10 protein-coding genes, 2 tRNA genes and 1 pseudogene are annotated in these 13,867 nt (G+C 51.8%); 2 read left to right on the top strand and 11 right to left on the bottom strand.

Annotation, left to right across the window (positions count from 1 at the left end):
* The 7 genes from Q0526_RS05790 to Q0526_RS05760 form a co-directional block, all read right to left on the bottom strand.
* The coding region (locus tag Q0526_RS05790; RefSeq protein ID WP_298731508.1) for an AAA family ATPase at positions 1-1,002 on the bottom strand (1,002 nt) is incomplete at its 3' end.
* Between the two features lie 107 nt (positions 1,003-1,109).
* Positions 1,110-1,652 carry a hypoxanthine phosphoribosyltransferase gene (gene hpt, locus Q0526_RS05785; RefSeq protein WP_298731507.1) on the bottom strand — a complete coding sequence of 181 codons (543 nt, stop codon included), beginning with the start codon at positions 1,650-1,652 and terminating at the stop codon, positions 1,110-1,112.
* Positions 1,653-1,662: 10 nt separating this feature from the next.
* Complete coding sequence (tilS, locus tag Q0526_RS05780; protein ID WP_298731506.1) at positions 1,663-3,054, bottom strand: tRNA lysidine(34) synthetase TilS; 1,392 nt, start codon at positions 3,052-3,054, stop codon at positions 1,663-1,665.
* Positions 3,044-4,447 carry a replicative DNA helicase gene (dnaB, locus tag Q0526_RS05775; protein WP_298731505.1) on the bottom strand — a complete coding sequence of 468 codons (1,404 nt, stop codon included), beginning with the start codon at positions 4,445-4,447 and terminating at the stop codon, positions 3,044-3,046. Before dnaB ends, tilS begins: the two co-directional genes overlap by 11 nt.
* A gap of 29 nt (positions 4,448-4,476) precedes the next feature.
* Positions 4,477-4,923 (bottom strand): 50S ribosomal protein L9, encoded by a 447-nt coding sequence (rplI, locus tag Q0526_RS05770; RefSeq protein ID WP_298731504.1) that lies wholly within the window; start codon positions 4,921-4,923, stop codon positions 4,477-4,479.
* Positions 4,924-4,949: 26 nt separating this feature from the next.
* The gene (locus Q0526_RS05765; RefSeq protein ID WP_298731503.1) at positions 4,950-6,923 is read right to left on the bottom strand and encodes a DHH family phosphoesterase; all 1,974 of its coding nucleotides are present in this window, start codon (positions 6,921-6,923) and stop codon (positions 4,950-4,952) included.
* A gap of 37 nt (positions 6,924-6,960) precedes the next feature.
* Complete coding sequence (locus Q0526_RS05760) at positions 6,961-8,907, bottom strand: ribonuclease J (RefSeq protein ID WP_298731502.1); 1,947 nt, start codon at positions 8,905-8,907, stop codon at positions 6,961-6,963.
* Positions 8,908-9,196: 289 nt separating this feature from the next.
* Here Q0526_RS05760 and rnhA point away from each other — a divergent pair.
* A pseudogene (rnhA, locus tag Q0526_RS18780) lies at positions 9,197-9,649 on the top strand (ribonuclease HI); the annotation flags it as partial.
* 24 nt (positions 9,650-9,673) lie between these two features.
* A complete protein-coding gene (mnmA, locus tag Q0526_RS05755) occupies positions 9,674-10,720 on the top strand; it encodes a tRNA 2-thiouridine(34) synthase MnmA (RefSeq protein WP_366522035.1) in 1,047 nt (348 codons plus the stop codon).
* A gap of 57 nt (positions 10,721-10,777) precedes the next feature.
* Here mnmA and Q0526_RS05750 read toward each other — a convergent pair whose 3' ends face one another.
* The 4 genes from Q0526_RS05750 to Q0526_RS05735 form a co-directional block, all read right to left on the bottom strand.
* A complete protein-coding gene (locus tag Q0526_RS05750) occupies positions 10,778-12,043 on the bottom strand; it encodes a diaminopimelate decarboxylase (RefSeq protein WP_298731500.1) in 1,266 nt (421 codons plus the stop codon).
* A 90-nt stretch (positions 12,044-12,133) separates the two neighbouring features.
* Entirely contained in the window at positions 12,134-13,528 is a 1,395-nt protein-coding gene (locus Q0526_RS05745) for an MATE family efflux transporter (RefSeq protein ID WP_298731499.1), read from the bottom strand.
* Between the two features lie 137 nt (positions 13,529-13,665).
* Positions 13,666-13,741: transfer RNA gene (locus Q0526_RS05740), tRNA-Trp, on the bottom strand.
* 43 nt (positions 13,742-13,784) lie between these two features.
* A tRNA-Thr gene (locus Q0526_RS05735) sits at positions 13,785-13,860 on the bottom strand.
* Positions 13,861-13,867: the final 7 nt, after the last annotated feature.

The raw sequence follows: 13,867 nt of genomic DNA, 5'->3' as shown, positions 1-13,867 counted from the left end.
GGTGGCTGCCATAACGATGACACCATCGTTGGCGTCAAAGCCATCCATCTCTACCAGCAACTGGTTAAGCGTCTGTTCACGTTCGTCATGTCCGCCGCCCAAACCAGCACCACGCTGCCGGCCCACTGCATCGATCTCATCGATGAAGACAATAGACGGCATCGTTTTTTTAGCTTTTTCAAACAGATCTCGCACACGGGACGCACCGACACCAACATACATTTCCACGAAGTCAGAGCCGGAGATCGCGTAAAACGGAACCCCTGCCTCGCCTGCGCAGGCTCGGGCCAATAAGGTTTTGCCGGTACCCGGAGGGCCTACCAACAAAACACCATGCGGAATCCGTGCTCCCAAGGAGTTAAACTTTCCGGGAGCCTTCAGGAACTCAACTACTTCCTGCAGTTCTGCCTTTTCCTCATCGGCACCGGCAACATCTGCAAAGGTCGCTTTGCGCTGATTTTCCTGCTGATCTTTCACTTTGGCACGGCCGACATTCATAATGCCGCCACCTGCACCGCCGCGATACATCGACATAAAGAGCATGCCCAAGCTGCCCAGCATCACCACATAGAAGATGATCTCCAACCACGGAATGCTGGTCTTAGCCGCCACATAGTCAAAGACCATCGGAGCATCGGGATTTTCTTCGTTATATTCGTCCACAAACTCAGAAATTTTTCCGGTGCCGAAGTCAATGCCATAGGGCAATTTATAAACTACGTAGACCGTTCCGCCGTTTGCCGGCAGCGCTTCCTCTTCGGAAGTGGCCAGACTGTTCAGCAGTCCGCTGGTTTCCTGATCGCCCATCTGCACCGTAGCTTCCGGAAGAGGAATTTCGCCTTCCTTCAACCACAGTTCCAACTTATTGGTTCCCAAGTCCCAGCGGTAGGACGTAACCTGATGGTTTTCGAAGTAATAATAAATTTCAGAATAGTTAATGTGACTCGAAGCAGAAGCCGACAAAAGCGGAGAAAGGCTCACAAAGAACAGCACCGCCACCATAAGCACGGCCACTACAAGAATCCCACCAAAACGAGGTTTATGCTGCAAGAAATCAACTCCTATCCGGCGAAGTATGCCGGGTAATTTTGGCTGCCCGAGTCAGCCTTTTATTTGGTATATACCTCGGGTTTTAAAACACCCACATAGGGCAGGTTGCGATACTTTTCGTCATAGTCCAAACCATAGCCCACCACAAATTCATCCGGCACTTCGAAACCAAGATAGTCAGGCTCGATTTCCGCTTTTCGGCGGCTCGGCTTGCTTAAAATCGTGCAAAGCCGAACACTGTTGGGATTCCGCAGTTTGAGCATGGGCAGCAGATGCGATAGCGTGATACCGGTATCCAAAATATCTTCTACGATCAAAACATCCTTACCACTTAGATCGGCATCCAGATCCTTCACAATCTTTACAAGACCGGTGGACTCTGTGTTGGCACCACCATAGCTGGAAACCACCATAAAGTCAATGCCGCACGGAATGGTCACCGCACGCATCAAATCGGCCATAAAGACAACGGAACCCTTTAAAATAGAAACCAAAAGCAGATCCCGGCCAGCGTAATCCCGACTAATTTGGGCTCCCAGTTCCTTCACTTTTTCCTGAAGCTGTTCCTCTGATACCAAAATATGATCAATATCCTGATCCATGCCTTGCATGTTATGCCTCCTCTGCTTTTTCCGTTCGTACCGTTAAAACTTCATGGGTGTACGAGTCGGGGGCAACGCCTTCCGCAAAGCCACAACCCCATAGCCATATTACCTCACTGCCATCAGCCACCAAGGGCAGCAACGCACGTTCTTCCTGCGGAATGCCTAATTCATTATAGTATTTTTTCAATGTTTTGCGAACATGCCGACCAGCCGGGCGGAAAAAATCTCCCGGCAAACGGGTGCGCAATACTAGATTCCCCTGTATTTTAGCACAATCCGCGCAACAATTTAAGTCTTTTTTAAAAATTGGTTGATTTTTTAGAAATTCTTCATACTTTACCCGTCGAAATTCTACAAAATAACCACCCGGAAGGAAAAATTGCCCTTCGGTAAAGGGTTGCGGCGGGGCTGGCGGCGGGCGAACGCCTTGCGGTGTTTGTCGAATCAGCACACCATCCTTGACTTGGTAGGTAATTTCCGGGCTTAACTGCAAGGCACCAGATCCCCGCTGGAGCAAAAAACGAAGCAAGCTGATATACTTTTCTTCTGCATCCCGTACAGGGCTTACCAATGCATGAAGTGCTGCATCCAAAACCGGTCCCTCGGCACGTCGTAGGGTTGACACCTCATATCCGCCTTCTACACTAGCTGCCTGCAGCAAAGCCGCCGCTTCCCCCGCAAGCCACTGGTCCAGTTCCCGCATCTGACGGCAAAGGCGCCCTATCGCCACCTCCGCCGATGGATTGGCATACTGTAAAGCAGGAATGGCGTTGTGCCGGATTCGATTCCGAGCATACTTGTCTTGCTCGTTTGTTTCATCCTGAACATAGTTTTGCCCAAGGGCCGCACAGTATGCCTCTGTTTCTCCTCTCGTCAGGCAGAGACAGGGGCGCACGTAATAACCTCGCCGAGGTGGAATCCCCGCCAATCCATGCAAGCCGGTTCCCCGGGCCATCCGAAACAGCACCGTTTCTGCCTGATCCGACATCGTATGGGCCGTAGCAATAAAGGCTTCTTCTTGCACCGCCAACTGCTCAAACCACCCATAGCGCAATCCTCGTGCCCACTCTTCGCTGGGATGTTCCGGAATCTCAACACCTTCACGAACCGCATCATACAAAAACAGTTCCACACCATTTTGGCGGCAAAATGCTGTCACAAAATTAGCATCCGCCAATGCCGCGAGGCCCCGGATTCCATGGTTGACATGGGTGGCCAACACTTCAATTTCTAAATCGCGGCGCCGGCGCAGTAAAAAAAGCAACAAAGCCATAGAGTCTGCTCCACCGGAGCAGGCCACAATGACTCTGTCGCCAGACTTGAACAAGCCCTGCTGACGGCAATATGTCAGCAAGGTTTCTTCGGTATGTTGGATTACCTTTTCCGAATCAGAACTCATGGGTCACATCCAAATTACTGAAGCGTGTATGCGCACCGTCCCAGCCCAGTCGTACTACGCTGGTTTCACCATGACGGTTCTTAGCCACAATACATTCCGCCTCATTCTCGTTGGCCTGATTTTCCTCCCCGTTCTGCGAGTTATAATAGGCTGCGCGGTAGAGGAACAATACAATATCGGCGTCCTGTTCGATAGAACCGGAATCACGCAGGTCGGAAAGCTGCGGCCTGTGATCAGAACGCCCCGCGGTTTTTTCTGCCGCACGGGAAAGCTGCGACAAAGCAATCACCGGCACATTCAGTTCCTTGGCCATGATTTTCAGGTTTCGGGTAATATCACTGATCTCCTGCACGCGGCTTTCGGTGCGCTTGGCGCTCTGCATCAGCTGCAGGTAATCAATGATCACCAATCCAATCTTATCCTTCTTGGGGTCTTGATTGATGGTACGGATCTTCGCTTTAATTTCCGGTACCGAGATACCGGAAGTATCGTCCATATAGATTGGCGCGTTGTACAAAAGTGAAGTAGCCTGCGCAAAGTCATTCCAGTCCGAATTGTTCAGTCGTCCGGTACGGAATGCCTGACTATCGATATTCGCTGTACTGGAAAGGATTCGATCCGTCAGCTGTTCGCAGGTCATTTCCAAACTAAAAATGATAGTCGGCACTTTCTGTTGACGGGCCACATTGGTGGCAATATTCAAGGCAAAACTGGTTTTGCCCATACCGGGACGAGCCGCCAAAATAATCAAGTCGGAACGGCCAAGGCCCGTCAAAACCGTATCCAGATAGTTAAACCCGGTCGGAATACCCGCAAATTTATCTCGGTCTGCACCGCTGAGTTTCTGCATTGTGTCAATGACTTCCAGAATGGATTCTCGAATGGTCTTGACACCAGACTTATCTTTCCCGCTGCGAATATCATAGATTTTTTGCTCGGCAGATTCCAGCAGCAGATCAGCATCCTCGCCGCTGGCTGTCTCACTCAAGATACTGCGAGCCGCTTCGATCAGCCGACGGGCCTGATACTTTTCTTTGACAATCTTGAAGTAAGAATCCACATTGGAAATTGCCGGCACTGTTTCCGCAATGTGGGTAATGTAAATTTTGGCATCGTCCGCGCTAGCAAATGTACCACCATTTGCCAAAGCGTTAACCAGCGTGATGATGTCGACTGCTTCGCTCTCGGTATAGAGGGTACGCATCGTTTCATACACAGCACGGTTTTGGTCCGAATAGAACATCTCGGGTTCCATATCGGTAATGAGACGGTTAAGAATCGTCTCATCCATCAGCGCAGCACCTAAGATGCTCTGCTCTGCCTGCATATTGTAGGGCATCTGGATGCCCAGACTCGTAAGGCTTAGTTCTTCATTGCGCGGCATATCGGGCATCCCCCCTTGTCATGTAAAGCAAGTTTGCTTTACAGCTCTTCAACCTTAACTTTGAAAGACGCGGCTACACCTGCATACAGGCGCACCGTTGCGTCATAGCTGCCGAATTCCTTGATTGCGGAAGGCAGTTCCACCTTTTTCTTATCAATCTCTGTACCGGTCAGTTTGGTAAGCAATTCTGCCACTTCCTTACCGGTCACTTTGCCGTACAGCTTGCCGGAGGCGCCACCTTTGATTTTGGTAGTCACCGTTTGCCCCTGAATCTTGGCCGCCAAGGCTTCGGCGGCAGCCCGGGCTTCCGCCTCGTGGTGGGCTTTTGCCTCGCTCTTGGTACGCGCCTGATTCAAAGCCGCTGCATCCGCAGGGGCAGCAAGGCCGCGGGGGAACAAAAAGTTACGGGCGTACCCGTCCGACACTTCGTGGATTTCATCCTTCTTGCCAATCGTTTTCACATCTTGCTTGAGAATGATTTTCATATCATTTCCCTCCAATTCTCATATAGTTATCGCACCGCCGCCGTTTCAGAAACTTGCGACGCACGATAAATGTCGATCTGTTCGCGGATCTTTCGTTCCGCTTCCTGTAACGTGCAATCTTGCAGCTGCGCACCAGCCATCATCAGATGACCGCCTCCGCCCAAGGGTTCCAAAATCACTTGGACGTTCAGCGCTCCCATGCTGCGGGCCGAAATATTGACTCCACCGTTTTTAGCCACAGCCACAAAGCTGGCATCTACACCATTGATCGTCAACAGATCGTTGGCAGCCATCGGCAGAACTACGTTCATGCCGGCCTCCAACTCCTCCGAAAGCGCAATGGCACAGCCCTTGTATATGTAGGCACTCTCCACAATGTGGGCTCTAGCCTCATATTCTTCCTTCGAAGTATTGAACAGCAGTTTTGTTTCCGCCGTCTGAGCTCCTCGGCTGCGCAACCACGCCGCCGCCTCAAAGGTACGTACCCCCACATGCAAAGCAAAGCTTCTGGTATCCAACATAATACCTGCCAGTAACGCTTGTGCCTCCAAAGGCGTAATATTGCCTTCTTTGGGCAAGAACTGCAGTAGCTCGCACACCAGCTCACTAGCACTGGACGCATAGGGCTCATGATACAAAAGCAGCGGTCGGTCGATATGGCCCACTGCCATACGATGATGGTCAATGACCACGACCCGTTTGCATTTTTCAAAAATTTTCTGACTTTCCAGCAGACGCTTCTGATAGGTATCCACCACAATCAACAAGGTATTGGGGGTGATCACATCCAGCGTTTGGTCTGGGGCAATGAAATCCCGCCCACATCCGGCATCCAAAAACACTTTCAGCAAGGGGCCGGCCAATGTAGCATCGCTGTTAATGGCGATCACTGCGGGGACACCGCACATTTTGCAGATCCGCAAAGCGCCGATAGCCGATCCCACTGCGTCCAGATCGCTCATTCGGTGCCCCATCACAATCACGCTGTCGCTCTTTTTAATGAGGTCACACAGCGCATTCGAGATAATGCGGCTGCGCACATGGCTGCGCTTTTCCACACCATGGGAAATGCCACCGTAAAATTCAAAACCATCCACTGTTTTGACCGCAGCTTGATCTCCGCCACGTCCCAGCGCAATGTCGATACTCTCCCGCGCCATCTGATGGCATTCCTGCAAGGTTTTGCCGCCATGGCCCACACCGATGGAAAGGGTCGTAAGTCCCCCCGGGTGCAGCGCACGCACTTGGTCCAGAATATCGAAACGTTCTTCCAGCATCCAACGCACATCCCGTTCTTCCACCACCGCAATATAGCGGCTGTTGGAAACTCGGCGCAAGAAGCCGGTGCTTCGTGCGATATACTGTTCCAATAAACTGTTGATAGCCTCCAGTTCCTTGGCCTGCTCACTATCCTTCATATCATCGAACAGCTCATCATAACTGTCGATAACGATAATCAAACAGGCCGGACGGCTTTCGGTGTACTCTTCCAGTGTATTCTTATAGAATGTGTCGTCCACCAAATAGACGATGCTGGCACCTCGGCTACCCTTGGCAGCTCCCGCATAAGCAGTAAACCGCCGCTCCCCCACGGTCAAATCTTGTCCATGAGGTCGGGAGCAAACCGCAAGATTAAGTTCCGGGAACACCCGCTCTACCGGGCGCGTTACCACATCGCTGCCGTCCAGAACCTTTTCTCGGAAGACTGCATTGTACCACAGAATCCGGCCATCCGCAACCAACATGGTGGGGATGGGCAGCCCCGCCAAACTGTACTGAATCCGACTATTGTCAAAATCGGTACTGCACAGCTGCGCCGCCACGTAGGAGCGTAATTTACGGCGCATATACCACAGCACACACAGCGCGATCACCACCACAATCAACGGCGCAATCAGCCATTGCGGTGAAACCAACGCTACCGGTACGATCATGGCAACAAGTGCAACCAACAGTAACAGAAGTATTGCGGCTGCATCCAGGCCATCTTTGTGTTTCATGGTTACGTCCTCGCATTCCCGCCGGACGGGCGTTTTCTCAAACTTCCAGCAAAATGGGCAAAATCATGGGACTGCGCTTGGTACGCCGGTAAATATAACTGGACAAAGCTTCCCTCACGCGTGCCTTTACACTAGCCCAATCATGCATATTGTCGCTCAGACTGCGGTCCAGCACCATTTCCACTTGCATGCGCAGACCATCCATCAGCTCTTCACTCTCTCGCACGTAGACAAAACCGCGGCTTACAATATCCGGTCCCGAAAGGACTTGCCCATTCGAACCATCCACGGCTGCCGTAACAATGATAATACCGTCCTCCGACAAATGATGCCGGTCACGCAGCACAACATTGCCCACATCGCCTACGCCATAGCCATCCACCATGACAGCCCCTGCCGTGACCGTATTCTCCACCGTCATTCCATCGGCGGAAAGACGGATATTCTGACCATTTTCGGCAATATAAATATTCTGCTTGGGAATATATCCCAGATGCTCAGCAGTTTCAGCATGGCGTTTCAGTTGTTTGAACTCGCCGTGCACCGGCAGGAAATACTGCGGATGTGCCAGTGTGAGAATCAGCTTTTGCTCTTCCTGACAAGCATGGCCAGACACATGGGTGTCGTACATATTCTCATAAATTACTTCGGCGCCAAGGCTCAACAGCCCATTAACCACCTTCGTCACAGTCTTTTCGTTGCCGGGAATGGGACGCGCCGAAATAATAATGAAGTCGTTGGGGCCCACCTTCACTTGGCGATGGCTGGCCTGTGCCATGCGGGACAATGCCGAGAGCGGCTCTCCCTGACTGCCGGTGGTGATCAACACCACCTTTTCAGGCGGGTACTTATTGATCTCATCGATATCGATCAATACATTATCGGGAGCATGCAGATACCCCAGTTCGCGAGCCATTTCTGTATTCGAAACCATGCTGCGCCCGCTGACAGCCACCTTGCGTCCCGATTCGATCGCCAGTTCAATAATTTGCTGTACACGGTAAATGTTGGAGGCAAAGGTTGCCACGATGATTCGCCGGTTCCCCGCACGCGCGAACAAGCGGCGAACTCCTTCCGCCACCGTCTGTTCCGTAGCTGTAAAACCGGGCCGTTCCGCGTTGGTAGAATCAGAAAGCAGCGCCAAAACACCTTTGCGACCATATTCCGCAATGGTGGAAAGATCCGTCACCGCATCCCCGGAAAGCGGAGTATAATCCACTTTAAAGTCGCCCGTATGAATTACGATACCTGCCGGGCACTCGATGGCAAAGGCCAGCGCATCGGGGATAGAATGGTTTACATGGATAGGTTCCACCGTAAAGCATCCCAATTTCACCTTTTGCCGGGGACGAATCTCATGGAAAACAGCGCTGGACGCCAGACCATGTTCTTCCAGCTTATTTTTAATCAGGCCGATGGTCAGCCGCGCCGCATAGATCGGCACATTGAATTTCTTCAACAAATACGGCAAGCTGCCGATATGATCCTCGTGTCCATGGGTAATAAACAGTCCCTTGATGCGGTCTTTATTCTCCAGCACGTAGGTGAAATCCGGAATTACCAAATCCACGCCAAACATGTCCGCGTCGGGGAATGCCAGACCACAGTCCTCCAAAATCATATCACCCTGACACTCATAGAGGGTGATGTTTTTACCTACTTCTCCCAAGCCCCCCAACGGGCAGATATGCATGGGGATTGCCGGCGTCATCTCATAACTGCGCGGCTGTTTGGACTTACGGCTGCGGCGCGGCTGTTTGCCGTTCTCTGCATTTCCGGCCACCTGACGACGGGGACGCGGAGCCGGCACGCTCTGTGCTGCCACGCTCTGCTCCGCAGCCGCTGTCGGCCGCGACGTGCGGCGGCGCGCCTTGCGAGGAGCCGCACCTTCCGCCTGTACATTTTTTTCTCCACGAGGCGCACGGCGGGTCGCCGGTGCCTGTCCGTTAGACTTGTTTTTGCGTTTGGGCTTAATTTCTTCCATGAAAACCTCCGAACTATACTTGACAGGAGCAGCTTGCATCCAACGCACAGACTGTCGTCCCATCGGCATCTATTGCACTATGTAAGTAAGCGAAAAAGCAGCACACTTTTTCTTGGTTTTGAGCGCGAAAAGCCCGCCTGAAAAGGCGCGGCCGGGCTCATTCAAATACACAATACGGCAGTTATTATTTATTATAAACGCATTCCCTAAACTTGTCAAACTTGCCAGACACGCCAAAACTGGGTATAATTCCTAGTACAATGAGTATAGTCATCTACAGGAGATTTATATGAAACGCATTGAGATTTATACAGACGGCGCTTGCAGTGGCAACCCCGGACCGGGCGGTTGGGGCGCCATTCTGCGCTTTCGCGGACAAGAAAAAGTATATGAGAAAGAGTTGTCCGGCGGCGAGGCGCAAACCACCAACAACCGCATGGAAATGACCGCACTGCTGGAAGCGCTGCGCCAATTAAAAGAGCCCTGTGCCATCGATTTATACAGTGATAGTCAATATGTAATCCACGCCCTAGAAAAGGGTTGGGCCCGGGGCTGGCGTGCCCGCGGTTGGAAAAAGGCGGACAAGTCCCCTGCTCTCAATGCCGATCTCTGGGCTCCGTTACTGGCAGAGAGTGAAAAACACCAAATCACCTATCATTGGCTCAAAGGTCATGCCGGCCACCCGGAGAACGAGCGTTGTGACCGTATGGCCGTGGAGCAGAGCAAGAAATACGGCGGCAAGCCTAACAGAGATAAGGAGGACCCGATGGAAGGTTTTAACACCTTTGAGAAGCAAGACAAGATCTTGGTGGGCATGAGCGGCGGCGTAGATTCCAGCGTCGCGGTACGCATTTTACAAGAACAGGGGTTTGCGGTACAGGGCGCGGTGATTCGTTTTTCTCCCGCTCATGACGGCGCGGTAACCGCCGCACAGGAAACTGCCTCTACGCTGCAGATTCCCTTGCACGTCATTGATGCTGCACAAGCCTTTGAAGAAAACGTAATCCTTCCATTTTGTCAGAATTACTGTGCAGGACGCACGCCCAACCCGTGTATCTTCTGCAACCCACTGGTGAAATTTCGATTGCTTTCCGAGAAGGCCGCCGAATTGGGCTGCCGTTTTATCGCCACAGGTCATTATGCCCGTGTGGAAACAGACAGCAACGGCATCAGCCGGATCGCTGTGCCGGCCAGCGCCGCACGAGATCAAAGCTATATGCTTTATCGGTTGCCGCAAGAGATCCTACGCAAATTGGTATTGCCTTTGGGCGAATTTGAAAAGGACGACATCCGAGAAATGGCACGAGAGCTTCAGCTTTCCTGTGCAGATGCTCCTGACTCCATGGAAATCTGCTTTATTCCCGACGGCGATTACTCGGCCTATATTCGCGCCCGTGGGTTCACTCCCAAGTCCGGTCGTTTTCTTGGTCCCGATGGGAAAGATTTCGGCCCTCACGCCGGTGTAGATCACTATACGGTTGGACAGCGCAAAGGCCTTGGCATTGCCGCAGGACGGCCGCTCTTCGTCAAAGCGATCCTCCCCAACGGGGATATTCAACTCGCCGAAACTGGTCAGGAATACAGCACACACCTTACCTTGACCGATCCGGCAACACCAGACGGACAGCCCTTATCCGCCGGTGAGTATCTCGTCAAGATTCGCAGTGCCGCAAAGCCCGTCCCCTGCCTCTATACGGAAGACGGCGAAGTTGCATTCCCGGAGCCGGTTCGTGCTCCAGCACCTGGGCAAAGCGCTGTTTTTTACCGCGATGGCCTCGTGTACGGCGGTGGCATTATTGATACCACTTGGTAATGAGACAAACAAAAATACCGCTTTGCTTTATTGAGCAAAGCGGTATTTTGCTATGATTTAGTGCTTTTTGAAAAACGGTGTAAAATCAAAGGTGGCAAAGTAGTCCTCCGGCGTTTCGGCGCGGCGGATCAGCTGATGGCTTCCATCCAATTTCAGCAAAACTTCTGCACTGCGAAGTTTTCCGTTGTAATTGTACCCCATCGAGAATCCGTGGGCACCGGTGTCATGGATAAAGAGGATATCTCCTTTCTGAATTTCCGGCAGCATCCGATCAATCGCAAACTTATCGTTATTTTCACACAGTCCACCGGTCACATCATATTTGTGGTCGCAGGGATCCTTTTCTTTGCCCAACACCGTGATATGATGATACGCACCATACATCGCGGGACGCATCAGGTTTGCGGCACAAGCATCTACTCCGATGTACTCTTTATAGATATGCTTTTCATGCAGTACCGTCGTGACCAGACCCCCATAAGGTGCAAGCATATAGCGGCCCATCTCGGTAAACAGTGCCACATCCCCCATTCCGGCCGGCACAAGGATCTCCTCGAACTGCTTGCGTACACCTTCGCCGATTTTGGCAATGTCATTGCTGCGCTGATCCGGTCGATAGGCAATACCTACACCACCCGAAAGATTGATGAATTTGATTTTCGCACCGGTACGTTCGTGCAGCCGAACCGCAAGGCGGAACAAAATCCCCGCCAACTTGGGATAGTACTCGTCGGTAACCGTGTTGCTTGCCAAGAAAGCATGGATACCAAACTCTTCAGCTCCCAGCTGCATCAATTTGGTATACGCCTCCGCCATCTGGTCTTCGCTCATGCCATATTTGGCATCGCCGGGGTTATCCATGATGCCGTTGCCCAAATCGAATACGCCACCCGGATTGTACCGGCAGCAGACGGTCTTGGGGATACCGGCGACCTCTTTCAAGAACTCTACATGGGTCAGGTCATCCAGATTAATATAAGCGCCTAACTCATATGCTTTCTGCATATCCTGTGCCGGCGTATCATTGGAGGAGAACATGATATCGCTGCCTGTAAAACCACAGGCTTCGCTCATCAGCAGTTCGGTGTAGCTGGAGCAGTCCACACCGCAGCCTTCCTCCTGTAAGATCTTCAAGATATACGGGTTGGGCGTTGCCTTCACGGCAAAGTATTCCTTAAACCCTTTGTTCCAAGAGAACGCCTCATTCACACGGCGGGCATTTTCACGAATTCCTTTTTCGTCATACAGATGAAACGGCGTCGGCACATCTGCAGCGATAGCCTTTGCCTGTTCCAGTGTGATAAACGGCAGTTTCTGCGGCATATTCTCATTTCCTTTCCCATCATGCATAATGGCCCTATTATAAACCGATTTGCCTTTTTCGGCAAGCGTCTGCGAGAATTTATACAACCTTCATGCAAGAGATTCGTTGCTTTCCACCTCTTTGCTCTGCAGACGCAGTTTTGCTGCCAACAACCGATTGTCCAAATGGCGACAGGTCCACAAATAAGCCGGATACAAAAACAGACAGGCAGCAATCCACGCGGCAGGGTTTGCCAACTCGGCGCCGAAGTATCCCAGCAGCGGTACCAACACAATCGCAACCGCCGTACGTGCCACCATTTCCGCCACACCGGCCAGCATAGCTAAGGTCGAGAAACCCAACCCTTGGATACTGTACCGCCAGACAATCAACGCCCCCAGCGGGATAAAGAAGACGCTGTTCCAGAACAGGTACTCTTGCCCCATCCGGACAATCTCCACCTCGGTGGTGGTGTCCAAGAACAAGCCCATGATCGTAACATCGGCAAAGTGCAGAATGATCAGCGAAGCAATGGCATAGATGCAGGCAATCAACAGCGCACTATGCACACCTTTACGAACCCGATCCATCCTAGCTGCGCCAAGGTTTTGTCCCGCATAGGTGGCCATCGCCGTTCCAACGATTTCCAGCGGGACCGTAAGCAGGTTCATCGTCTTGCTGGCTGCCGTAACGGCTGCCACCGCGGTACTGCCCAGCACGTTTACCGCCCACTGTACAATGACACTGCCAATGGCCGTGATACTGCATTGCAGCCCCATCGGGAACCCAATGCCCAACAGCCGAAGGCAGGCACGTTTCGAAATACGTGCTTCCCCCTTTTGCATCTTTAAAATTTCAAACTTCCGGCACAGATAAACAAAACTAAAAACACCAGAAATCGCTTGAGAAATGTCGGTGGCCAAAGCCGCCCCCAAAATGCCCATATTCAGCGGGATCACAAATAAAAGGTCCAGCCCGATGTTCAAGACACTGGTCAAAATCAGAAAATACAGGGGCGTTTTGCTATCCCCCAAAGCCCTCATGATGCCCGCCACCATGTTGTACAAGAAAATAAACGGAATTCCCGCGAAGATCCAGCCAATATAGATGACTGCACCGTCCAAAATATCTGCGGGTGTTTGCATAAGAACCAGCAAAGGCCTCGTCAGGGTGACGGTAAGTACCGTCAGGATCACGCTGCCACCCAGACAAAGCCATGCAGCATTGGCCACATGCCGACGGAGATCGTGGTCATCATGTGCACCAAACAACTGTGCAATGGGGATGGCAAATCCATTGCATACGCCAATGACGAACCCCAAAATCAAATAATTGATTGAACCGGTGGACCCCACCGATGCCAATGCACTGACACCGCAATAGCGTCCTACGATAATGGTATCCGCCAAAGCATAAAACTGCTGAAACAAGTTTCCCAATACCAATGGCACCGTAAACAGCAAAATCACTTTGAGCGGACTACCGCTTGTCAAATCCTTTGTCATATCCCATTACCCCTGCTGATAAATTGCGGTTTTCCCGTTTCCGCGCTTGGTATTATAGCACGGCCTTCCAAAAAAGCAAGAACTTTTGCAACCGCCACGGACACAACAAAAAAGACCTGCCAAATGGCAGGTCTTTTTGGCAGGGGTAGAAGGATTCGAACCCTCGGCACGCGGTTTTGGAGACCGCTGCTCTACCAACTGAGCTATGCCCCTATATAAAACGCCCACAGTGCGAAGTACGCTGTGGGCGTCGCGCTGGAGCTGCTAAGCAGATTTGAACTGCTGACCTCATCCTTACCAAGGATGCGCTCTACCAACTGAGCTATAGCAGCAAATGGC

The sequence above is a fragment of the uncultured Subdoligranulum sp. genome (genome assembly GCF_937890665.1).
This window is presented reverse-complemented; position numbering and strand designations above follow the sequence as displayed.

Excerpts from the sequence above, each read along its gene's own strand:
- hpt (WP_298731507.1), bottom strand. The coding sequence starts at position 1,652 with ATGGATCAGGATATTGATCATATTTTGGTATCAGAGGAACAGCTTCAG.
- Q0526_RS05765 (WP_298731503.1), bottom strand. The coding sequence starts at position 6,923 with ATGAAACACAAAGATGGCCTGGATGCAGCCGCAATACTTCTGTTACTG.
- Q0526_RS05760 (WP_298731502.1), bottom strand. The coding sequence starts at position 8,907 with ATGGAAGAAATTAAGCCCAAACGCAAAAACAAGTCTAACGGACAGGCA.
- tilS (WP_298731506.1), bottom strand. The coding sequence starts at position 3,054 with ATGAGTTCTGATTCGGAAAAGGTAATCCAACATACCGAAGAAACCTTG.
- mnmA (WP_366522035.1), top strand. The coding sequence starts at position 9,674 with ATGGAAGGTTTTAACACCTTTGAGAAGCAAGACAAGATCTTGGTGGGC.
- Q0526_RS05745 (WP_298731499.1), bottom strand. The coding sequence starts at position 13,528 with ATGACAAAGGATTTGACAAGCGGTAGTCCGCTCAAAGTGATTTTGCTG.
- rplI (WP_298731504.1), bottom strand. The coding sequence starts at position 4,923 with ATGAAAATCATTCTCAAGCAAGATGTGAAAACGATTGGCAAGAAGGAT.
- dnaB (WP_298731505.1), bottom strand. The coding sequence starts at position 4,447 with ATGCCCGATATGCCGCGCAATGAAGAACTAAGCCTTACGAGTCTGGGC.
- Q0526_RS05750 (WP_298731500.1), bottom strand. The coding sequence starts at position 12,043 with ATGCCGCAGAAACTGCCGTTTATCACACTGGAACAGGCAAAGGCTATC.